We start from the raw sequence: 20,475 nt of genomic DNA, 5'->3' as shown, positions 1-20,475 counted from the left end.
CACCGGTCTTGGGGCTTGCGTCACGCAAGCCCAACTGGTCCAAATGGCCGAATGATTCGCAGACAAGCAGAAATGCCGCTTTCGCCGATCAATGGTGAAACGCAGACAACGACGATCAGGGAGCGCTGATGGGCGCCTATATTTTCCGCCGCCTTCTGCTGATGATTCCGACACTGATCGGCATCATGGCGGTTTCCTTCATCGTCATCCAGTTCGCGCCCGGCGGGCCGGTCGAGCAGGTGATTGCCCAGCTGCAGGGTTCCGATGCCGGAGATCGTCTGTCCGGTGGAGGAAATGATCTTGCCACACAGGGTGGTGACGAGGGGCAGTATCGCGGCGCGCAGGGGCTCGATCCGGAATTCATAAAGAAACTCGAGCAGCAGTTCGGCTTCGACAAGCCGCCGCTGACACGTTTCCTCGACATGATGTGGAATTATGCGCGGTTCGATTTCGGCGAGAGCTTTTTCCGCAATACGCCGGTCATTGACCTCATTCTCGACAAGCTGCCGGTATCACTGTCGTTGGGCGTATGGATCCTGCTGTTTTCCTACGTGATCTCCATTCCGCTCGGCATCCGCAAGGCGGTCACTGATGGATCGGCCTTCGATATCTGGACGTCCGGCATCATCATTGTCGGTTATGCCGTGCCCAGCTTTCTGTTCGGTATCCTGCTGATCGTGCTGTTCGCAGGCGGCTCGTTTTTCGATTGGTTCCCGTTGCGCGGCCTTGTTTCCGATAATTTTGCCGAACTGTCCTGGTGGGAAAAGATCCTCGACTATTTCTGGCACCTGACATTGCCGCTGATCGCGCTGTCGCTATCGGCCTTTGCCACCACCACGCTTCTGACCAAAAACTCGTTCATCGACGAGATCAAGAAACAGTATGTGACGACGGCGCGTGCAAAAGGGTTGAACGAACGGCAGGTGCTTTACGGCCATGTGTTCCGCAATGCGATGCTGATCGTCATTGCCGGTTTTCCGGGAGCCTTCATTTCCGCCTTCTTCACTGGCTCGCTTCTGATCGAAAACATCTTTTCGCTCGATGGACTCGGGCGGCTGGGTTATCTCGCCATCATCAACCGTGATTATCCGATCGTGTTCGGCACGCTTTACATCTTCTCCCTGATGGGCCTGATCATCAGCCTTGTCTCCGACCTGATCTATACCTGGATCGACCCGCGCATCGATTTCGAGCGGAGGGATGTCTGATGGCCGACGCTTCCGTGACGACCGCTGCCGCACAGGCTTCCGCTCCACCAAGAGGTTTCTGGTCTCCCACGAGCCTGCGCCGCTGGCAGAATTTTCGCGCCAATGGACGGGGCTTCTGGTCCTTCTGGATCTTTCTCGTCCTGTTTTTCTTGAGCCTGATGGCCGAGTTCATCGCCAACGACAAGCCGATCATCGCTTTCTACAAGGGCGAAATTCTCTATCCTGTTCTGGTTGACTACCCGGAGGAAAAGTTCGGTGGCTTTCTGGCAACGACGGACTACCGATCCGAGTTCATCCAGCAGGAGATCGAGACCAACGGCTGGATGATCTGGCCACCTATCCGCTACTCCTACCAGACGGTCAATTCGCAGATACCGCATTCAGCGCCCACCGAACCCTTCTGGCTGATGGACGGGGCGGACCGTTGCAGCGCCTATCCGCAAAAGGATGCCGATCCGAATTGTTCGCTGGGTAATCTGAACTGGCTCGGCACCGACGATCAGGCGCGTGATGTCGCGGCCCGTCTTATCTACGGTTTCCGCATTTCCGTGCTTTTCGGCCTAGCCCTGACCTTGGCCTCGGCCGTGATCGGTGTTTTTGCCGGCGCCGTGCAAGGCTATTTCGGCGGCTGGACCGATCTTCTGATGCAGCGTTTTATCGAGATCTGGTCGGCCATGCCGGTCTTCTACATCCTTCTGATTATCGCAGCCATTCTGCCGCCCGGCTTTTTTATTCTGCTGGGCATCATGCTGCTGTTTTCCTGGGTCGGTTTCGTCGGCGTGGTACGCGCCGAATTTTTGCGCGCCCGCAATTTCGAATATGTTCGGGCGGCGCGTGCGCTGGGTGTCGGTAACTGGACGATCATGATCCGTCACCTTCTGCCCAATGCCATGGTGGCGACGCTGACATTTCTGCCGTTTATTCTCTCTGGCTCCATCGCGACTCTGACCTCGCTCGACTTCCTCGGCGTCGGTATGCCGCCCGGCTCGCCGTCGCTGGGTGAAATGATCGCGCAGGGCAAGAACAACCTGCAGGCGCCCTGGCTTGGTATCACCGCCTTCATGGCCATGTCGGTGATGATGTCGCTGCTGATCTTCGTCGGTGAGGCGGTGCGCGATGCGTTCGATCCGCGAAAGGCATTCAGATGAGCTCGAAGATCGAACCACTTCTTTCCGTCAGGGACCTGTCGGTTGCCTTCCATCAGGGCGGCAAGACTTCGCTCGCCGTCGACCGCGTGTCATTCGATACCGCGCCCGGCGAGGTGATGGCGCTGGTCGGTGAATCCGGCTCCGGAAAATCCGTTTCCGCCAATTCCATCCTGCGATTGCTGCCTTATCCGGCCGCGAGCCACCCATCGGGAGAAATCCTGTTTGGCGGAAAGGACATGTTGAAGGCCAGCGATGCCGAGCTTCGGCATGTGCGTGGCGACGACATCACGATGATCTTTCAGGAGCCGATGACGTCGCTCAATCCGCTGCACACGATCGAGCGGCAGATCGGTGAAATTCTGGCGCTGCATCAGGGCATGAATGTTGCCTCCGCCCGCATTCGCACGCTGGAGCTTTTGAACGAGGTCGGTATCCGCGAGCCGGAAAAACGGCTGAAGGCGTTTCCGCATGAACTGTCCGGTGGCCAGCGTCAGCGCGTGATGATCGCCATGGCGCTTGCCAACCGTCCAAAGCTGCTGATCGCCGACGAGCCGACGACCGCGCTCGATGTGACGGTTCAGGCGCAGATCCTCGAACTGTTGAGCCGGTTGAAGGTCGATTATGGCATGTCGATCCTGTTCATCACCCATGACCTCGGTATCGTCCGAAAATTCGCCGATCGCGTCTGCGTGATGACCAAGGGCAAGATTGTCGAGACCGGCACGGTCGAGACTGTCTTTGAAAATCCGCAGCATGAATACACGCGCCATCTCCTAGGCTCCGAGCCGCGCGGCGAACCGCCGGTCACCGATTCTTCGCGGCCGGTTGTGATCGAGGGAAGGGACATAAAGGTCTGGTTCCCGGTCAAGGCCGGTTTTTTCCGCAAGGTGGTCGATCATGTGAAGGCTGTCGACGGCGTCGACCTGACGCTGAGAGCCGGCGAAACGCTTGGTGTCGTTGGTGAATCGGGGTCGGGCAAAACAACGCTCGGTCTTGCTCTGGCACGGCTTATCTCCTCCAAAGGCCGCATCAGCTTCATCGGCAACGAGATCGATGGTTTGTCCTTCAAGGGCATGCTGCCCTATCGTGATCGGCTGCAGGTGGTATTTCAGGATCCGTACGGTTCGCTCAGTCCGCGCATGTCTGTCGGCGACATTGTTGCCGAAGGCCTGAAGGTCCACGAAAAAACACTTTCAGCGGCGGAGCGTGACCACCGTGTTGCTGCGGCGCTCGATGAGGTTGGGCTCGATCCCGCAACCCGCTGGCGTTATCCGCACGAGTTTTCCGGCGGCCAGCGGCAACGTGTCGCCATCGCCCGCGCGATGGTGCTGAAACCGCGTTTCGTCATGCTGGATGAACCCACGTCCGCCCTCGACATGACGGTGCAGGCGCAGGTGGTCGATCTGTTGCGCGATCTTCAGCAAAAACATCAGCTTGCTTATCTGTTTATCAGCCACGATCTGAAAGTGGTGAAGGCGCTGGCCAATGAAATGATCGTCATGCGGCTTGGAAAGGTCATGGAATCCGGGCCGGCGGAGAAAATCTTCAAAGCTCCGCAAAATGATTACACACGCGCACTGATGGCGGCTGCCTTCAGAATCGAGGCGGCCGGGATTGCGGCGATCAACCAGTAGGGATCTGCAAAGCGCGGAACATTCGCGGCGGCAGTCGGTTTTCCTTGCATGAATGTCGCTGTTGATAGCGGCAAATCGCTCAAGGAGGAGACGATGAACAGCCGTTTCGATCCAAAGGAGGCGCGTCCGATCGACACCCTGCCGCCGCGCTTCGGCACACGTGATACGGTCAAGGAAATCGATGAGCCGCTGACTTCAACAGATGCCCGACAAGGCGCGAAGGGCACACCGGTTTTAAAAGTGTTGCTGGCTGGTATCGTTCTGGCATTGCTTGCCTGGGGTGGTGCGGAATGGTGGGGTGCAGAAACTGCGCCACCGGCCGAACAAACGGCAACACCGCCTGCGGGGCAGGCTGAGCCTGCCAATCCCGATGCGGCTCCGGCACCTGCCAACACGCCGTAATGTCTAACTTCAGTATCGATGCAGGACGTATCAATCGATTTGATGCGCCTGCATCTGGACTTTGTCATATGTTTTGCCGATAAATTGCGCTGCGGGCGTGAAAACACGCTCTTACCTTAGGCAGGCAAGGGCGTTTTCTCTCGATTTCGGGGTGCGCCACAGGGGCAGGCATGACAAAGACCGATATCGCAACCCGGGTCTACAACCACGCCTTCAAGCTCGATCCGATCATTCGCAGTCTGATCGATACCGATTTCTACAAATTGCTGATGTTGCAGATGATCTGGAAACTGTATCCGCAAACGGATGCGACGTTTTCCCTGATCAACCGCACGACACGCGTTCGGCTCGCTGACGAGATCGATGAAGGCGAACTGCGCGACCAACTCGATTATGCCCGTTCGCTTCGTCTGACAAAAAAAGAGATGATCTGGCTGGCGGGTAACTCTTTTTATGGCCGCAAGCAGATTTTCGAGCCGGAGTTTCTGACCTGGCTGGCGGCGTATCAGTTGCCGGAATACGAACTGTCGAAACGCGATGGCCAATACGAGCTGACCTTCCATGGCCGTTGGGTCGACACCACGATGTGGGAAATTCCGGCCCTCGCCATCATCAACGAGCTTCGCTCCCGTGCAGCCCTGCGTTCGCTCGGTTATTTCACGCTCGATGTGATCTATGCGCGTGCCAAGGCCAAGATGTGGGAAAAGGTGCAGCGACTGCGCGAGCTTCCAGGCCTGCGCATTTCCGACTTCGGTACCCGTCGCCGCCATAGCTTCTTGTGGCAGCGCTGGTGCGTCGAGGCGCTGAAGGAAGGCGTTGGCCCGGGTTTTACCGGCACCAGCAACGTGCTGCTCGCCATGGACTCCGATCTCGAAGCCGTTGGCACCAATGCACATGAATTGCCAATGGTGATGGCAGCGCTTGCCGACAGCGACGATGAATTGCGTGCCGCGCCCTACAACATCATGAAGGACTGGAACCGGCTTTACGGCGGCAACCTGTTGATTGCCCTGCCGGATGCTTTCGGCACGGCAGCCTTTTTGCGCGACGCACCGGAATGGGTGGCTGACTGGACCGGTTTCCGTCCCGACAGTGCGCCACCGATTGAAGGCGGTGAAAAGATCATCCAGTGGTGGCAGAAGATGGGGCGCGATCCGCGCCAGAAAATGCTGATCTTTTCCGACGGACTCGATGTCGATGCGATCATCGACACCTACCGTCATTTCGAGGGCCGCGTGCGCATGAGCTTTGGCTGGGGCACCAACCTGACAAATGATTTTGCAGGCTGCGCCCCGACGACCATCGACGGCCTGAAGCCGATCTCGGTGGTGTGCAAGGTCAAAGACGCCAATGGCCGCCCGGCAGTCAAGCTGTCCGATAACCCGCACAAGGCGACTGGCGATGCTTCCGAAGTACAGCGTTATCTGAAAATTTTCGGCCAGGAAGATCGGGTTGAACAAGCGGTTCTTGTCTGAGCCTGGATGACAAGAAGGCCCCAGGCAAGCCATGCATGGGGCCTTCCTGTTCACGCCGGAAAATGCTTACTGGACTACCTGAACGACGGTATGGGTACGCGGGTCAACGATCACACGTTGTTCGTTGACGACCGCATAACCGTAGCGCTCATTGCTGGGAACCGGCGTCAGGATCACGGTTTCCGGAATGCGTTTGCCGACAACCACTTCCTGCTGAACCATAACGGGTGCCGGGGCTGGCTGCTGCTGTACATAGGTAACAACTTCCGGCGGGGGCGGGTCGATGGCCGTGCCGATAATCGCACCGGCAACACCGCCGACTGCAGCACCGACAGGACCACCGACAATGGCACCGGTTACTGCGCCACCCGCGGCGCCGCTGGCGGTGCCTTCCTGGGCATAAGCGGCGGTGGCAAATACGGTCGCCAAGGCGGCCGCAGACGTCACGATAATCTTACGCATTGGTCTTCTCCTCTCTGGGTTCACCAATGGCGAAAGAACACGGCTGACGATTTTCCGTTCCGCGATGTTGATAACGAATCGTAAAAAGCTGAAAACCGGTGACGATGGGAAGTCTCGTCCATTGGGTTCAAGCAACTGTATTCTTTGGATTTACCCCATAATTGCGCAGGATCACGTTGGCCGGTGTCTGATCGGATATCGGGGAAGTGTATTCCTGGTCGAAGCCGGCTTTTTCCTGGCAAATGGCAGGCGGATATAAGGCTGGTTTTGCATTGACGGGGGAGTTTGGTAAAATAAACATATGTTGACAGAGTAGTCAAAAGTTGTAATCGGATATTGAAACGGATTTCGTAAGGGCCCGGTGACTATGGATGAACTCGCGCCGCAGGAAGCGGCGGTTCTGGCAATCATCAGGGTCAATCCTTTCGTTGGTCAGCAAGAGGTGGCCGATCAGCTTGGTCTTGCCCGCTCAACTGTGGCGGCGCATATCGTCCAACTCGTGCAGAAGGGCCACATTCTCGGCCGTGGTTATGTGCTGGCAAGCGGGCAGCGGGCAGTCTGCATTGGCGGTGCCGTACTTGATCGCAAATACAATGCGCGCGCACCACTGGTGATGGAGACGTCCAATCCCGTCGATAGCGGCCGCTCGTTTGGCGGCGTGGCGCGCAATGTCGCGGAAAATCTCGCACGCCTGGGAACCGCAACCGGTTTTGTCTCCATGGTCGGCGACGATGAAACCGGCCATGCCATTCTCCGCTATCTTCAGGACTGCGGCATCGATATCAGCCAGGTAGGCATGACGGCGGAGCGTCCGACGGCGGAATATGCGGCGATCCTTGATCCGTCCGGCGATCTTGTGCTCGGCATTTCCGACATGAGCATTTTTGATCTCATCCAGCCCACCCAGATCGAAAAAGCTTGGTCGCATCTGGCTGCCGCCAGCTGGGTGTTTGCCGATTGCAATCTGCCCGCCGAAACGCTGGCTGTCCTGATTTCCAAACGGCATGACGCCCGTTTTCGGCTTGCGATCGACGCCGTATCGACACCGAAGGCGACGCGTCTGCCTCAGGATCTCTCCGGTATCGACCTGCTTTTCATGAATATCGATGAAGCCAATGCAGTGCTGCGTCTCGATAAGGTGATCACCGACGCCGGGGAAGCGGCGCTGGCGCTGCAGGCCGCCGGCGCCTTGGAAGCCGTGGTCACCGTGGGCGCGCGCGGCATCGCGGTCGCCGCCCGCGAAGGTTTGAAATTTTTCCCGGCCGTCGAAGCCCGCCCGGTAGACATGACCGGGGCCGGTGACGCCATGATCGCCGGCACGCTGCATCGCCTGCTGGAGGGCGATGACCTTTATCGCGCAGCCCGCACCGGCGCGCTTCTTGGAACACTCACGACGGAAAGCCCGGCCAGCGTTTATTCCGAATTGTCGGAACGTTTGCTCGCCGCCAACATGCATCGCCTCGATCGCTGAAAGGAATTTTATGTCCCTCATCAAACCAAAGCTCAGCCCGGAAGTGGCCGATACACTGGCATCCGGTGGGGCGATCGTGGCGCTGGAATCCACCATCATCACTCACGGCATGCCCTTTCCAGACAATCTCGCAACCGCCTTTGGTGTCGAGGAAGTTATTCGCGAAAACGGCGCCGTGCCGGCAACGATCGCCGTGGTGAATGGTGAACTGCGCGTCGGTCTGGAGCCGGACGAATTGGAAGCGCTGGCGAAGGCCGAAGCTGTCGTGAAGGCATCGGGCCGTGACCTTGCCGTTGCCATGGTGCGCGGGCAGTCGGCCGGCACCACGGTTTCCGCCACCATGCTGATGGCCGATTTGGCCGGCATCGATATCTTTGCCACCGGCGGCGTCGGCGGGGTGCATCGCGGCGCCGAACAGACATTTGATATTTCCGCCGACCTGACCGAACTTGGACGCACGAAGACAGCCGTGGTTTGCGCCGGTGTGAAATCCATCCTCGATATCGCCAAGACGCTGGAATACCTCGAAACCCAGCGTGTGCCTGTCATCGCCTACGGCACGGAAGAGTTTCCGGCTTTTTTCACCCGCCAGAGCGGTTTCAAGGCCGATCACCGTCTCGACACGCCGGAAGAGATCGCTCGCACCATGCATCTGCATCACCAACTCGGCACCGGCACCGGCCTGCTGATCGCCAACCCGATCCCCGAAGCGGCCGCTCTGACGCATGAATTTATCGATGGCACGATCGCCGATGCGGTGAAGGAAGCGGATGAGCGTGGCATCGGCCGCAAGGAACTGACGCCCTTCCTGCTCGCCCGCATCAACGAATTGTCGGGCGGCGAAAGCCTGAAGGCCAATATCCAGTTGGTACGCAACAATGCGGCGCTCGCGGCGCGTATGGCTGTTGCCTATGCGCCCCTGAAGGCTGGCCGCTAAGCCAATTCGAATGACGGAAAAGGAAAGGGCCGCTTGATGCGGCCCTTTTTGCATTCAGGTATTAGCGCAGTGTTGCCAGTCTTTCGGTCAGCAGCGCAAAAAAGCCGTCGGCATCGACGCTCCCCATGAACAGTGCGTTTTTCGGACGATCCGTCACGCCCCACCAGTCGGCCACGGTCATGCCCTTGGTGAGTTCGGAGCTGGTCTCAACTTCTACGTTGCACTGGCGGCCGGCATAAAGCTCGGGCTTCAGCAAATAGGCGATGACGTTCGGATCGTGCAATGGCCCGCCTTCGCTGCCGTATTTTTCCACGTCGAAACGCTCAAAATATTCCAGCCAGCCGGCGACGGCCTCGCCAACCGACGTGCCGAAATCGCGGAAGGCTGCGACGCGCGGCTTGCTGGTCAGCACCTTGTGGGTGACGTCGAGCGGGATGATGACGACAGGTGCACCGCAGCCGAAGGTTATCTTCGCCGCTTTCGGATCGACATAGATGTTGAACTCTGCGGCCGGCGTGATGTTGCCGCCTTCGAACAGGCCGCCACCCATGGAAACGATGCGGCGGATGCGCTTGGCGATTTCAGGTGCCTTGGTCAGCGCCGTGCCGATATTGGTGAGCGGGCCGAGCGTGCAGAGGGTAACCGTGCCCTCCGGCTCCGCCATCAGCGTATCGATGATGAAATCGACGCCGTGTTTGTCCTGCAATGGCATGGTCGGATCGGGCAGAGTGGCGCCATCCATGCCGGTCCAGCCATGCACGTATTCGGCCGTCACGAGCGCGCCCTCCATCGGCTTGTCGCAGCCGGCAAACACCTTGATGTCCGGCCGACCGGCCAGCTCGCAGATCTTGCGAATATTCTTCTCCGTCAGCGTCAGCGGTACGTTGCCGGCGGCAGCGGTGATGCCCAAAATCTCGATTTCCGGGCTCGCCAGCGCCAGAAGAATTGCCAGTGCATCATCCTGGCCGGGGTCGGTATCGATAATAATCTTTTCCGCCATAGGACACTCCTCCAAGTATTGGGAAATCAAATGTTTCCCTGCGCTACGCGATGCCACGCGCAGACGCAAGCCTGCGAGTGTGGGCTTGCATAAACGCAAATTGCGACCTTAAGTCATCGCCGCGAATGAAGCGGGCCATATATGCTTACCGGTGAAAATTGCGATGCCTTTCCAAGCATCGCCAGCACAGGAAAGAGCGAGAAATGAGCGAAACCTTTACCGCCATGGTCATCGATACAGTCGACGGCAAACCGAAAGGGGATTTTCGCCAGATGACGGTCGCCGATCTGCCGGATCAGGATGTGCTGGTCGAGGTCGCCTATTCGACGCTCAATTACAAGGACGGTCTGGCCGTCTCCGGCAAGGGCAAGATTGCCCGTCGCACACCGCTCATCGGTGGCGTCGATCTTTGCGGCACGGTGGTGGAATCCCGTTCCCCCGAATGGAAGACCGGCGATCGGGTGATGGTCAATGGCTGGGGCCTTTCGGAAACGGAGTTCGGAGGGTATGCGCACTTTGCCAAAGTGAAACCGGAATGGCTGATCCGCCTGCCCGATGTGTTTTCACCGGCGCAGGCCATGGCGATCGGCACAGCGGGGTATACAGCCGCTCTCTGCGTCGATGCGCTGGAAAAATGGGGTGCGATCAAGCCGGGCAAGGGCGAGGTTCTGGTGACCGGTGCCGCTGGTGGCGTCGGTTCCATCGCGATCGCGCTTCTGTCCGCTGCGGGTTATAATGTGACCGCCTCCACCGGCCGGCCGGAAACCCACGACTATCTGCGTTCGCTCGGTGCCAACGCGTTTATCGATCGTGCGACATTGCAGGAAAAGGGCGGGCCGCTGCAAAAGGAACGCTGGTCGGGCGGTATCGATTCCGTCGGGTCTACCACGCTTGCCAATGCCCTGGCTCAAACGGTGCGTGGCGGCGCGATCGCGGCCTGCGGTCTTGCCGGTGGCGCCGATCTGCCGGCTACGGTCATCCCGCATATCCTGCGTTCGGTGGCGCTGATTGGCGTCGACTCGGTCATGGCGCCGCAGTCCCAGCGTCAGTCCGCCTGGGCGCGTCTGGCGCGCGATCTGGATCGCGCCAAACTCGATAACATCACGCAGCTTCAACCCATGTCCAAACTGCCGGAATTGGCGGAAGATATTCTGGCCGGAAAAATCCGCGGCCGTGTGGTGATCGACGTTTCGAAGTAACTGCCGACTGTTCAGGCGGTACGGGTGCTCGTCGAAGTGATCGTGCGGTCGCGGCGGGGATATACCTTGCGGATAAAGGTCATGTAATAGTTTCCGGGGGAGGTTGCGGTCAAAAGTCCGCTCACGGCCTCCGTCGGAACCTCCGCCAGTTCGCGGACAACGCCATCCTGAAACGTCACGTCCAGATGTTTGCGGTCGGGATCATAAGCGATTTCGGCGATCAGGCGGGATGAAACGGCAATCCGGTGCATGGCAGCCTCCTTGTTCTTTGGAGGCAAAATGCCGGGTCCGGGTAAAATCAGTCCTCAGCCAATTGTTTGCATTTTAGCGAATGCGTGCAAAAACGGGACGGCACCTGTCTTTCAGAAACGCGTGCGGGTTCCGTCATTGGTAATCATGTGAAATTTTGATCCGTCGGTCTTGATGTCCGCGCAGTCTGCCTGTTTGTTTTCGAAGCGGATGCAGATTTTGCCGGTGGAGATCTTGTATCCGCGCTTGGAGCCCTTGCGGTAGGTATAGCCGCTACGGTCGGTTGTTGTTTCCTGCGCGGATTCGTTGAGATGCGCGCGAATTTCAGCCGCTGTTGCGTTGCGGATGCGCCCCTTGTTTTCTGCCGAAAATGCCGGCGCAGCGCAGGCGATGAAGGAGGCTGTCATGGCCAGGTTCCGCAGAGTTCGGTGCATGGGTCTTCCTCGTTTCGATCGGCCGCCAAGATACGCGGCACGGTCAGCGGGTCAATGTGTTTGTCGAACCTGCCGACCGGCAAAGGTTGGTTTTGCCCCAAAGAGAGTACCATCCTTCAAGGCGGGTGGCACCCAAACCGTATCCTGATTCTCCCATCAACGTGATTGAACCGGTACGTCGACGTCTTGCCGATCCTCCACCGGCGATCCACATAAACCGTATGGCTTTGAAATCTGCACCCTGTAGCCAAGGAGAGCATGGATGACCGCCAGGAACGATCTCGAACACGGCTTGCGTGACGGCAAGGACACCCTTCCAGAACCGGTCGATTTGCCGCCATTGGAACCGCCGGCACATCCGCCCGTTCATCCACACAGTGCTCACAAAACCGAAGCGGATATCGACGAGAGTCTTGAAGAAAGTTTTCCGGCCAGCGATCCCCCCGCTTCCGGCTACACGGACTGAACCCCCTCCCAGACTTCCAAACCCTCCCCAGCCTGCAGGACACGAGCGCCTGTGGACCAAAACGAATGGATATAACCTCATGGACAATTCGATCAAATCCCGCCGCGAAGCTCCTCTGAAGACACCCAGCGGCATTGCCGAACAGGGGGTGCGCGATATTTCAGCCGGGATCACCACGCTTCTGGCGGATGTTTTTGCCATTTACCTGAAGACCAAGAATTTTCACTGGCACATGTCGGGTTCCAATTTTCGCGATTATCACTTGTTGCTCGACGAACATGGTGACCAGCTTTTTGAAATGACCGATCCGCTGGCTGAACGCGCCCGTAAGATCGGTGGCGGCACGCTGCGCTCGATCGGCGAGATCTCTCGCCTGCAGCGTATTGCCGACAATGATGCCGATTTCGTTCATCCGCATGAAATGCTGGCCGAACTGCGCGATGACAATGCAGCTCTGGTCGCCAGCATGCGCGAGTTGCACGATGTATGCGACGAATATAACGACGTCGCCACCGCGAGCCTTCTGGAAAACTGGATCGACGAAAGCGAACGCCGCGTCTGGTTCCTGTTCGAGATCACACGCAACACCAATCGCTGATCCGAACAGATATCGGGCCGCCCTTTTCTGAGGACGGCCTTTTCGATGCTGACCCTAACACGCGCTTGTGTGCTCCGACTGCGCGAGCGCATGGTATCATCCGTGTTTCATGATTTCGTTTGGAGACTTTTCACGTGAGCGCAACAAAACTGTTCTCGCCCGTCACGCTTGGCGAACTGACGCTCGACAATCGCATCGTCATCGCGCCGATGTGCACCTATTCGGCCGTGGATGGCAGCATGACCGACTGGCACATGATGCATCTCGGCATGCTTGCCACGTCCGGCGCCGGCATTCTCACGATCGAGGCAACGGCTGTTTCGCCCGAGGGACGGATTTCCTATGCGGATGTCGGCCTCTATTCGGATGAAAACGAACAGGCCATGGGCCGCGTGCTTGAAGGCATCCGTCGCATGTCCGACATGCCGATCGCCATTCAGCTTGCCCATGCCGGTCGCAAGGCATCGACGGAGGTTCCGTGGAAGGGCGGCGCGCAGATTTTGCCGAACGCGCAAGGTGGTTGGAAGACGGTTGCGCCCAGTGCCGTGCCGTTCCAACCACAATACGACCACCCGGCCGCGCTCGATCGTGATGGCATGATCCGTATCCGTGATGCTTTTGTGGAAGCGGCTCATCGTTCGGCGCGGCTCGATATCGATGTCGTGCAGATCCACGCCGCGCACGGCTATCTGCTGCACGAATTCCTGTCTCCACTCTCCAACCAGCGAACCGACGAATATGGTGGCTCTCTGGAAAATCGCATGCGTTTTCCGCTGGAGGTTTTCGACGCCGTCCGCGAAGCATTCCCGGCCGACCGGCCGGTGACCATTCGCGTGTCGGCCACAGATTGGGCCGAAGGTGGTTGGGATGTCCAGCAGACGATCGCTTTTGCCAAGGCGCTGGAACAGCGTGGTTGCAGCGCCATCCACGTCTCCAGTGGTGGTCTGGCCGCGCACCAGAATATTACGCTTGGGCCGAATTATCAGGTACCGTTTGCGCGTGCGATCAAGGCCGAAACCGCGATGCCGGTGATCGCAGTCGGCCTGATCACCGAGTTCGAGCAGGCGGAAGCCATTCTGGTAACGGGTGATGCCGATATGGTGGCGATTGCACGTGCTGCCCTTTATGATCCCCGCTGGCCCTGGCATGCCGCGGCCCATTTCGGCGAAAGCGTACGCGCTGCCCCGCAATATCTTCGTTGCCAGCCGCGTCAGTTCAAGACGCTGTTTAAGATGGGGGATTGAGAAAGAGCCGGCCGTTTTTTGGCCGGCCTAATCTTCCGGCGCTTGCTGATGGCGTGACGACAGAAATTCGCGATATTTTTCACGCAGTTCGGCAATTTCGATATCGCCGGCGATCCAACTCTCTATCCATTCCAGGAACAATGGATCGTTCTCTATCGTCTGGCCGCTTGCACGGGCTTTTTCAAAGATGCGTTCGACAAGTGCCCGCCGGGCTTTGGGATTCATGGGGCGGTGGCTCCTTGCGGCGTGATCGGCATTCGGTTCCGGCCAAACTTGCGAATTGTCGGAAAATTGCGTGAGGTCGTCGGGCTCAGAACTGGTGATCATGGGGAAGTGCCTTCCGGCAAAGAAGGGCGGCGACGCCAATGTGGCGGTTACGCGAAAAATGGCCGGTCATGAATTCCCCCAAATGCGAAGCAAGGCCGTAAACGACAGGGAGTCGGTTTTGGTTCCGTGCCTTGGAAGAAAAACTCTGATTTCCGAATTTGCACTCGTGAGAATGTCAGCTAGCGGACGGTTATCTTCGCCATGCTTCCATTTGTCGGCCAAAGGCTCTATTGCCGGCCCGCGCTTCGAACCTATCTTCGTTTGCGAGCATGGAGGGCCGAGGCCTTGGAATACCGTTTTCTGATCGTTGAAGACAGCTTGCTGGTCGCGATGGATATCGAGGATGCTGTACAGCGCAGTGGCCACAAGGTCGTTGGTATCGCACCCGATATGAAAGTTGCGCTGAACTATAGCCGCGACACGGATATCGCCTTTGTCGACGTGCGCCTTGCCGACGGTGAAACCGGGCCGGAGATCGCGCGTACGCTGGCCGACTCGGGTATCGTGGTGATCATGGTGACCGGCAACCCGGGCGTCGTGGTTCAAGGTGTACCGGGTGTGGTAGGTGTCATGGCCAAGCCATTGACCGATCAGGCCTCGCGGGACCTGATCCAGTTTGCCGTCGACCGCAAGAGCGGCCGCACCGGCACTCCGCCGGCACGACTGAAGCTGTTCAACTGACACACAGGCACGTCAGGCCGCCGACCATTTCAGGTAGATCGTCGAAAGCGGTGGCAATGTAAGCGCCACAGATTGGCGACGCCCGTGCGATGGCTCCAGGCTCGTCCATGCCTCGACATTGCCGAGGTTCGATCCGCCATAAACACCGGCATCGGTATTGAGAACCTCTTCCCAGCGTCCTTCCGTTGGCACGCCGATCCGGTAGTGATGGCGCGGCAGTGGCGTCAGGTTCGATACCGCCAGCACCACGGATGACCCATCGCGCGATTTGCGCAGCATGGCGAGCACAGAACTTTCGGCATCGTCCGACACCGCCCATTCGAACCCGGCCGGATCGAGGTCGCCGAACTGCAGCGCCGGTTCCGCCGCATATAGCCGGTTGAGATCGCCGATCAGCCGCTGCATGCCGGCATGGTCGGGCTGGTCGATGAGGTCCCATACCACGGAGCCATCGTGGTTCCATTCGGAAGCTTGGGCAATCTCGCCGCCCATGAACAACAGCTTCTTGCCGGGATGCGCCCACATGAAACCGAAATAGGCGCGAAGGTTGGCGAGTTTCTGCCAGTGATCGCCTGGCATTTTACCGTAAAGCGATCCTTTGCCATGCACCACTTCGTCATGGGAAAGCGGCAGCATGAACCGTTCGGAATAGGCGTAGATCATGCCGAAGGTCAGCATGCCGTGATGATATTTCCGGTAGACCGGATCATCCGACATGTAATGCAGCGTGTCGTGCATCCAGCCCATGTTCCATTTGAAATCGAAACCGAGCCCGCCATCTTCCGGCGGTTTGGTGACGCCCGGCCAAGCCGTGGATTCTTCGGCTACGGTGAAGGCATGCGGGCAGCGCTCGTGGATGATGCTGTTGAGGTGTTTGAAGAACTCGACGGCTTCCCAATTTTCCCGACCGCCATACTGGTTGGGGATCCATTCGCCCTCATTGCGGCTGTAATCGCGGTAGAGCATGGAGGCAACGGCATCGACGCGCAGCGCATCGATATGGAAATGCTCCAGCCATTCCAGCGCCGACGCGATCAGAAACCCCTTCACCTCGTTGCGGCCGAGATTGTAGATCAGCGTGTTCCAGTCCTTGTGAAAGCCCTCGCGCGGGTCTTCATGCTCGTAAAGCGCGGTGCCGTCGAACCGGGCAAGGCCCCAGACATCGGTCGGGAAATGTGCCGGCACCCAGTCGAGGATGACACCGATGCCGGAAGCGTGGCAGCGGTCGATGAAATAGGCAAAATCCTCCGGCGTGCCGTAACGCCCGGTCGGTGCGAACAGGCCGAGCGGCTGATAACCCCATGATCCGCCGAACGGGTGCTCCATGATCGGCAGCATTTCGATATGGGTGAAGCCGAGGCTTTTGACGTAAGGCACCAGCCGCTGGCTGAGTTCGACCCAGTCGAGCGAGCGATTGCCTTCCTCTGCGATCCGCAGCCATGAACCGAGATGCACCTCATAAACCGACATCGCGCTTTCGCCGGCGCGGGCGTCATGGCGCTGCATCCATGTGCCGTCGGTCCAGGGAAAGGCGCGCGACGACGCGACGACCGAGGCCGTCGAGGGCGCGGCCTCCGAGGCGCGGGCGACAGGATCGGCCTTCTGGGCAAGCAGATTGCCGTGGGCATCGATGATTTCGAACTTGTAGCGCTCGCCCTGTGTCAGACGCGGCACGAAAATTTCCCAGACGCCTGCCTGTGGACGTTGCCGCATCGGGTGGCGGCGGCCGTCCCAGGCGTTGAAATCACCCACCACCGAAACACGCCGCGCATTCGGCGCCCACACGGCAAAGCGGACACCGGCAATGCCATCGACCTCCATCGGAATGGCGCCAAGCGTGCGGCCGAGATCGTAATGGGTGCCTTGCGAAATCAGATGCAGGTCGAGATCGCCGAGCAAGGGAGTGAAGGAATAGGGATCTTCGGTTTCCTGCACCGCGTCCGGCCACTGGATCCGAAAAAGATAAGGCGCGGCCGAACCGATCACGCCGGCAAACAGGCCACCGGCGTGAATGCTTTCGAGCGCCGCCAGAATGCGGCCGCTATCGCGCTCGATCACCTCCACCGACAGGGCTCCGGGCAGAAGCGCCCGCACCACGGTCAGTTCGCCATATTGGTGGCGGCCAAGAATGGAGAACGGATCGCCGTGTCTGCCATCGACAAGGGCATCCAACCCTTCCGTGACGGTGCCGATGATCAGGTCGGTGCGCTCATATCTCATCGGTTCTTCTCCGCTCGGGATGTTTTTAGGAGACGGTTGGCAATGGCCGAAAAACCGGCCAGCGGTAGAGGCAGCCAATGTGGCCGGCTGCGGACTTCATAGGCGATCTCGTAAGCCGCCTTTTCCAGAAGGAAGAGGTCGAGAATCTTTTCACGCTGCGTCTGCGGCATGCGCAGGGCCTCGCAGCCGTCCGCCACCGTCAAGTAGGCGCGGAGAAAAGCCGGTTCCGCCAATTGCATGAAGCGATCCACCAGTTCGCCGTGGCGGGCATCATCCACCTCGCTGACGATCTCGCGGTCGAGATCGGCGGAGGCGCCGAGATAACTCAGCGAGCGAAGGAAGCCGGCAACGTCGCGCAGGGGATTGCTCTTGGCGCGGCGTTCCTGCAGATCCCGCGTCGGCTCGCCTTCAAAGTCGATGATGTAGGCATCGCTTTCGGCCACAAGAATCTGACCGAGATGGAAATCGCCGTGGTTGCGGGTCATCAGCGTCCCGTTGATGGAGGCAGCGAGGTTTCGTGTCAGATCGAGAAGCTCATCGCGGTTATTAAGAAGATCAGAGATTTCCGCGGCGATATGCTCCTCGAGACCATCCTTGCCGGCTTCAAGGATACCGAGACTGTCGCTTATCTGTTTCACCGTTGCATCCCGCCAGCGTGTGGCATCCGCCGTGCTCGCTTCGACCGGTTTGAAATCCGGATCGTCGGTGGGCTGAGCCAAAGCCACATGCAGTTCGCCAAGCCGCTGGCCGACGGTTGCCACGAAATCCACCAGTGGCTGGAACTGGTCGTCTGCGGCATCGCCATCCAGACCCGTCACCACCACCTGATCGATGACGCGACGCAGGTTAGACAGCATCCATGTCCAGGCTTCGCCCTGATTGCGAATGGCGCTTTGCACGATGATCAGTGTGAAACGGTTACCGTCCGGATCGATACGGGCAACCTCTCCAAGCAACTGCGCCGTATTGGCATAGCCGACCTTGGTGAGGTAACGCGTCATCTCCACTTCCGGATGGATACCCGGAAAGACGTGGCGGATGAGTTTTATCATCGCCAGATCGCCAAGGATCAAAGAACTGTTGGATTGTTCTGCTGACAGCCAGTGCACAGGCAGGTCATCGGCAAACGCCATGCAGTCGAGCTTGTCGGTGCCGACAAATTCCAGCGTGCCGGTGCGGCCGGAAATCGTCGTGCGTTCGCACAGGCCACGGATGACACCGCGCCCCAGTGCTTCGGCCGAAAAACCGTCGGTGAGAAAGCCGACGCGGCGTCCCTGACGGATACGCGCCAAGGCCAGTTGATGCGCCAATGCGCTCGGTTGCGCATCATCCCAGGCGATGGAAAGCGGCAGGAGATACGTGTCCTTGTGGCCGTCGAGGTCGACTTCCAGTTCGCCGAGCACGACGGTATCGGCAAAGGCGACCGGTGTTGCGGTTACCAGTTGCGCCGAGTTCAGCACGGCGCCCTTGGAGCCGAACCAGCGGCGTTTTGCGAGATAGGATGGCAGCACGTCCTTGGACAAAGCTGTCGCCAGCCGCGGCTGGTCGATCAGTTCCTGCAGGTCGTTGCGCAGAACCATGGTCACCATGTCCTGCATCTGTTCGGGCGGGGCGGTGCGCCATGCCGGGCCTTCGGATTCCGGTGCCAGCTGGAACCAGAAAAAGCCGTAGGGGGGCATGGTCAGGAGATAGGTCAGCTGGCCGATCGGCGGGAAAGGCGACATGCCGCTCAGTTCGATCGGCACACGGCCGTTAAATTCAGAGAGGTCGAGTTCCACCGCCTGCGGCAGGCGCGACAGGTTGAAGACGCAGAGCAGCGTCTCGCCTTCGTATTCGCGCAGATAGGCCAGAATCTTGCGGTTGCCGGGCGTCAGAAAACGCTGCGATCCACGTCCGAAAGCCGGGTGCTTGTTGCGCAGTGCCAGCATGCGCCGGGTCCAGTTCAGCAGCGAATGCGCATCCGCCCCCTGCGCCTCGACATTCAGCGCCTCATAACCGTAAAGCGGGTCCATGATCGGCGGCAGAACCAGCCGGGCCGGGTCGGCCTTGGAAAATCCACCATTGCGGTCGGGCGACCATTGCATCGGCGTGCGCACGCCGTCGCGGTCGCCGAGATAGATATTGTCGCCCATGCCAATCTCGTCGCCGTAATAGAGAACCGGCGTGCCGGGCATGGACAGAAGCAAGCCGTTCATCAGCTCGACACGGCGGCGGTCGCGCTCCATCAACGGTGCGAGACGGCGGCGGATGCCGAGATTGATGCGAGCGCGACGATCTGCGGCATAGGTGTTCCAGAGGTAATCGCGCTCCTCGTCGGTCACCATTTCCAGTGTCAGTTCGTCGTGGTTCCTGAGGAAGATCGCCCATTGGCAGTTTTCCGGAATTTCCGGCGTCTGCCGCATGATGTCGGTGATCGGAAACCGGTCTTCCTTGGCGATTGCCATATACATGCGCGGCATCAGCGGGAAATGGAACGCCATATTGCATTCGTCGCCATCACCAAAGTAGTCGCGGGTATCCTCCGGCCACTGGTTGGCCTCGGCCAGCAGCATTTTTCCGGGGTGGCTTTCATCCAGTGCCGCGCGGATGCGCTTGAGGATGTCGTGGGTTTCCGGCAGGTTCTCGTTGTTGGTGCCCTCCCGCTCGATGAGATAGGGGATGGCGTCGAGGCGAAAACCGTCAATGCCGGTTTCCAGCCAGAACCGCATGATCACCAGCAGTTCCTTCATTACTTCTGGATTGTCAAAATTGAGATCCGGTTGGTGGGAATAAAAGCGGTGCCAGTAATAGGCACCGGCCACAGGGTCCCAGGTCCAGTTGGATTTTTCCGTATCGATGAAGATAATCCGGGTTTCGGGAAATTTCTGGTCGCTGTCGGACCAGACATAAAAATCGCGCTCCGGCGAACCTTCCGGTGCATTGCGGGCGCGCTGAAACCACGGATGCTGGTCGGATGTGTGGTTGATGACCAGTTCGATGATCACCTTGATCCCGCGTTCATGGGCGGCGTCCACAAAACTGCGAAAATCCTCCATCGTGCCGTAGTCGGGACTGACATTGCTGTAATCAGCAATGTCGTAACCGTCGTCGCGTCGCGGCGAGGGGAAAAAGGGCAGGAGCCAGATCGCGGTGACGCCGAGTGAGGCGATATGGTCGAGCTTTTCATGCAGCCCATGAAAGTCGCCGATGCCGTCGCCATTGCCATCAAAAAAGGACTTGATGTGCAACTGGTAGATAACGGCGTCCTTGTACCACAAGGGATCCGACGTCACGGTTTCGGCTTCTGGCTGTGTTTCGTTTTTCATTTTTGCCTGCGTGCG

The 20,475-nt window shown here is 58.9% G+C and carries 19 protein-coding genes; 12 read left to right on the top strand and 7 right to left on the bottom strand.

The genetic code is table 11. From position 1 onward, the window contains the following. Positions 1 to 128: 128 nt before the first annotated feature. From ACRQ1B_RS11350 to pncB, 5 genes are all read left to right on the top strand, one after another. Positions 129 to 1,208: a microcin C ABC transporter permease YejB gene (locus tag ACRQ1B_RS11350; protein WP_432293668.1), complete on the top strand. Its 1,080-nt coding sequence runs from the start codon at positions 129 to 131 to the stop codon at positions 1,206 to 1,208. Continuing rightward, complete coding sequence (locus ACRQ1B_RS11345; RefSeq protein WP_432293667.1) at positions 1,208 to 2,356, top strand: ABC transporter permease; 1,149 nt, start codon at positions 1,208 to 1,210, stop codon at positions 2,354 to 2,356. The genes ACRQ1B_RS11350 and ACRQ1B_RS11345 overlap by 1 nt, the downstream gene beginning before the upstream one ends. Further along, the gene (locus ACRQ1B_RS11340; protein WP_432293666.1) at positions 2,353 to 3,990 is read left to right on the top strand and encodes an ABC transporter ATP-binding protein; all 1,638 of its coding nucleotides are present in this window, start codon (positions 2,353 to 2,355) and stop codon (positions 3,988 to 3,990) included. Before ACRQ1B_RS11345 ends, ACRQ1B_RS11340 begins: the two co-directional genes overlap by 4 nt. 93 nt (positions 3,991 to 4,083) lie before the next feature. Continuing rightward, positions 4,084 to 4,392: a hypothetical protein gene (locus tag ACRQ1B_RS11335; protein ID WP_432293665.1), complete on the top strand. Its 309-nt coding sequence runs from the start codon at positions 4,084 to 4,086 to the stop codon at positions 4,390 to 4,392. 170 nt (positions 4,393 to 4,562) lie between these two features. Next, positions 4,563 to 5,867, top strand: coding sequence for a nicotinate phosphoribosyltransferase (gene pncB, locus ACRQ1B_RS11330; protein ID WP_432293664.1), 1,305 nt, complete (start codon positions 4,563 to 4,565; stop codon positions 5,865 to 5,867). Between the two features lie 66 nt (positions 5,868 to 5,933). On the opposite strand, the gene ACRQ1B_RS11325 is transcribed toward pncB, so the two are convergent. After that, positions 5,934 to 6,329: a DUF1236 domain-containing protein gene (locus ACRQ1B_RS11325; protein ID WP_432293663.1), complete on the bottom strand. Its 396-nt coding sequence runs from the start codon at positions 6,327 to 6,329 to the stop codon at positions 5,934 to 5,936. 367 nt (positions 6,330 to 6,696) lie between these two features. On the opposite strand from ACRQ1B_RS11325, the gene ACRQ1B_RS11320 reads away from it, so the two are divergent. Beyond that, positions 6,697 to 7,800, top strand: a complete 1,104-nt coding sequence (locus ACRQ1B_RS11320; protein ID WP_432293662.1) for a carbohydrate kinase — start codon at positions 6,697 to 6,699, stop codon at positions 7,798 to 7,800. Positions 7,801 to 7,810: 10 nt separating this feature from the next. After that, complete coding sequence (locus tag ACRQ1B_RS11315; RefSeq protein ID WP_432293661.1) at positions 7,811 to 8,737, top strand: pseudouridine-5'-phosphate glycosidase; 927 nt, start codon at positions 7,811 to 7,813, stop codon at positions 8,735 to 8,737. A gap of 61 nt (positions 8,738 to 8,798) precedes the next feature. Here the strand turns inward: ACRQ1B_RS11315 and ACRQ1B_RS11310 are convergent, their stop codons facing one another. Then, on the bottom strand, positions 8,799 to 9,737 hold the full coding sequence (locus ACRQ1B_RS11310; RefSeq protein WP_432293660.1) for a nucleoside hydrolase: 939 nt from the start codon (positions 9,735 to 9,737) through the stop codon (positions 8,799 to 8,801). A gap of 203 nt (positions 9,738 to 9,940) precedes the next feature. On the opposite strand from ACRQ1B_RS11310, the gene ACRQ1B_RS11305 reads away from it, so the two are divergent. Further along, positions 9,941 to 10,936, top strand: a complete 996-nt coding sequence (locus tag ACRQ1B_RS11305; protein ID WP_432293659.1) for an MDR family oxidoreductase — start codon at positions 9,941 to 9,943, stop codon at positions 10,934 to 10,936. Between the two features lie 11 nt (positions 10,937 to 10,947). Here the strand turns inward: ACRQ1B_RS11305 and ACRQ1B_RS11300 are convergent, their stop codons facing one another. Both ACRQ1B_RS11300 and ACRQ1B_RS11295 read right to left on the bottom strand, forming a co-directional pair. Continuing rightward, positions 10,948 to 11,187 carry a KTSC domain-containing protein gene (locus ACRQ1B_RS11300; protein WP_432293658.1) on the bottom strand — a complete coding sequence of 80 codons (240 nt, stop codon included), beginning with the start codon at positions 11,185 to 11,187 and terminating at the stop codon, positions 10,948 to 10,950. A gap of 111 nt (positions 11,188 to 11,298) precedes the next feature. After that, on the bottom strand, positions 11,299 to 11,592 hold the full coding sequence (locus ACRQ1B_RS11295) for a hypothetical protein (protein ID WP_432293657.1): 294 nt from the start codon (positions 11,590 to 11,592) through the stop codon (positions 11,299 to 11,301). A gap of 289 nt (positions 11,593 to 11,881) precedes the next feature. Here ACRQ1B_RS11295 and ACRQ1B_RS11290 point away from each other — a divergent pair, with 289 nt between their 5' ends. The 3 genes from ACRQ1B_RS11290 to ACRQ1B_RS11280 all read left to right on the top strand — a co-directional run bounded on the left by ACRQ1B_RS11290 (position 11,882) and on the right by ACRQ1B_RS11280 (position 13,927). Further along, positions 11,882 to 12,085, top strand: a complete 204-nt coding sequence (locus ACRQ1B_RS11290; protein WP_432293656.1) for a hypothetical protein — start codon at positions 11,882 to 11,884, stop codon at positions 12,083 to 12,085. A 79-nt stretch (positions 12,086 to 12,164) separates the two neighbouring features. Next, positions 12,165 to 12,683, top strand: a complete 519-nt coding sequence (locus ACRQ1B_RS11285) for a Dps family protein (RefSeq protein WP_432293655.1) — start codon at positions 12,165 to 12,167, stop codon at positions 12,681 to 12,683. Positions 12,684 to 12,817: 134 nt separating this feature from the next. Further along, the gene (locus ACRQ1B_RS11280) at positions 12,818 to 13,927 is read left to right on the top strand and encodes an NADH:flavin oxidoreductase/NADH oxidase (RefSeq protein ID WP_432293654.1); all 1,110 of its coding nucleotides are present in this window, start codon (positions 12,818 to 12,820) and stop codon (positions 13,925 to 13,927) included. A 27-nt stretch (positions 13,928 to 13,954) separates the two neighbouring features. On the opposite strand, the gene ACRQ1B_RS11275 is transcribed toward ACRQ1B_RS11280, so the two are convergent. After that, on the bottom strand, positions 13,955 to 14,293 hold the full coding sequence (locus ACRQ1B_RS11275) for a hypothetical protein (RefSeq protein WP_432293653.1): 339 nt from the start codon (positions 14,291 to 14,293) through the stop codon (positions 13,955 to 13,957). A 162-nt stretch (positions 14,294 to 14,455) separates the two neighbouring features. Here ACRQ1B_RS11275 and ACRQ1B_RS11270 point away from each other — a divergent pair, with 162 nt between their 5' ends. Beyond that, positions 14,456 to 14,935 carry a response regulator gene (locus ACRQ1B_RS11270; protein WP_432293652.1) on the top strand — a complete coding sequence of 160 codons (480 nt, stop codon included), beginning with the start codon at positions 14,456 to 14,458 and terminating at the stop codon, positions 14,933 to 14,935. A 12-nt stretch (positions 14,936 to 14,947) separates the two neighbouring features. On the opposite strand, the gene glgB is transcribed toward ACRQ1B_RS11270, so the two are convergent. Both glgB and treS read right to left on the bottom strand, forming a co-directional pair. Then, positions 14,948 to 17,155, bottom strand: a complete 2,208-nt coding sequence (glgB, locus tag ACRQ1B_RS11265; protein ID WP_432293651.1) for a 1,4-alpha-glucan branching protein GlgB — start codon at positions 17,153 to 17,155, stop codon at positions 14,948 to 14,950. Continuing rightward, positions 17,152 to 20,460, bottom strand: a complete 3,309-nt coding sequence (gene treS / locus ACRQ1B_RS11260) for a maltose alpha-D-glucosyltransferase (protein WP_432293874.1) — start codon at positions 20,458 to 20,460, stop codon at positions 17,152 to 17,154. The genes glgB and treS overlap by 4 nt, the downstream gene beginning before the upstream one ends. Between the last annotated feature and the right edge of the window lie 15 nt (positions 20,461 to 20,475).

Source organism: Endobacterium panacihumi, from assembly GCF_050847465.1.
GTDB lineage: Bacteria > Pseudomonadota > Alphaproteobacteria > Rhizobiales > Rhizobiaceae > Neorhizobium > Neorhizobium panacihumi.
The sequence above is the reverse complement of the archived record's forward strand: the minus strand, read 5'-3'. Positions and strand labels throughout refer to the sequence as shown.

Bases quoted from the DNA above. Each gene is read 5' to 3' on its own strand.
- ACRQ1B_RS11350 (WP_432293668.1), top strand. From the start codon at position 129: ATGGGCGCCTATATTTTCCGCCGCCTTCTGCTGATGATTCCGACACTG.
- ACRQ1B_RS11345 (WP_432293667.1), top strand. From the start codon at position 1,208: ATGGCCGACGCTTCCGTGACGACCGCTGCCGCACAGGCTTCCGCTCCA.
- ACRQ1B_RS11340 (WP_432293666.1), top strand. From the start codon at position 2,353: ATGAGCTCGAAGATCGAACCACTTCTTTCCGTCAGGGACCTGTCGGTT.
- ACRQ1B_RS11335 (WP_432293665.1), top strand. From the start codon at position 4,084: ATGAACAGCCGTTTCGATCCAAAGGAGGCGCGTCCGATCGACACCCTG.
- pncB (WP_432293664.1), top strand. From the start codon at position 4,563: ATGACAAAGACCGATATCGCAACCCGGGTCTACAACCACGCCTTCAAG.
- ACRQ1B_RS11325 (WP_432293663.1), bottom strand. From the start codon at position 6,329: ATGCGTAAGATTATCGTGACGTCTGCGGCCGCCTTGGCGACCGTATTT.
- ACRQ1B_RS11320 (WP_432293662.1), top strand. From the start codon at position 6,697: ATGGATGAACTCGCGCCGCAGGAAGCGGCGGTTCTGGCAATCATCAGG.
- ACRQ1B_RS11315 (WP_432293661.1), top strand. From the start codon at position 7,811: ATGTCCCTCATCAAACCAAAGCTCAGCCCGGAAGTGGCCGATACACTG.
- ACRQ1B_RS11310 (WP_432293660.1), bottom strand. From the start codon at position 9,737: ATGGCGGAAAAGATTATTATCGATACCGACCCCGGCCAGGATGATGCA.
- ACRQ1B_RS11305 (WP_432293659.1), top strand. From the start codon at position 9,941: ATGAGCGAAACCTTTACCGCCATGGTCATCGATACAGTCGACGGCAAA.
- ACRQ1B_RS11300 (WP_432293658.1), bottom strand. From the start codon at position 11,187: ATGCACCGGATTGCCGTTTCATCCCGCCTGATCGCCGAAATCGCTTAT.
- ACRQ1B_RS11295 (WP_432293657.1), bottom strand. From the start codon at position 11,592: ATGACAGCCTCCTTCATCGCCTGCGCTGCGCCGGCATTTTCGGCAGAA.
- ACRQ1B_RS11290 (WP_432293656.1), top strand. From the start codon at position 11,882: ATGACCGCCAGGAACGATCTCGAACACGGCTTGCGTGACGGCAAGGAC.
- ACRQ1B_RS11285 (WP_432293655.1), top strand. From the start codon at position 12,165: ATGGACAATTCGATCAAATCCCGCCGCGAAGCTCCTCTGAAGACACCC.
- ACRQ1B_RS11270 (WP_432293652.1), top strand. From the start codon at position 14,456: ATGCTTCCATTTGTCGGCCAAAGGCTCTATTGCCGGCCCGCGCTTCGA.
- glgB (WP_432293651.1), bottom strand. From the start codon at position 17,155: ATGAGATATGAGCGCACCGACCTGATCATCGGCACCGTCACGGAAGGG.
- treS (WP_432293874.1), bottom strand. From the start codon at position 20,460: ATGAAAAACGAAACACAGCCAGAAGCCGAAACCGTGACGTCGGATCCC.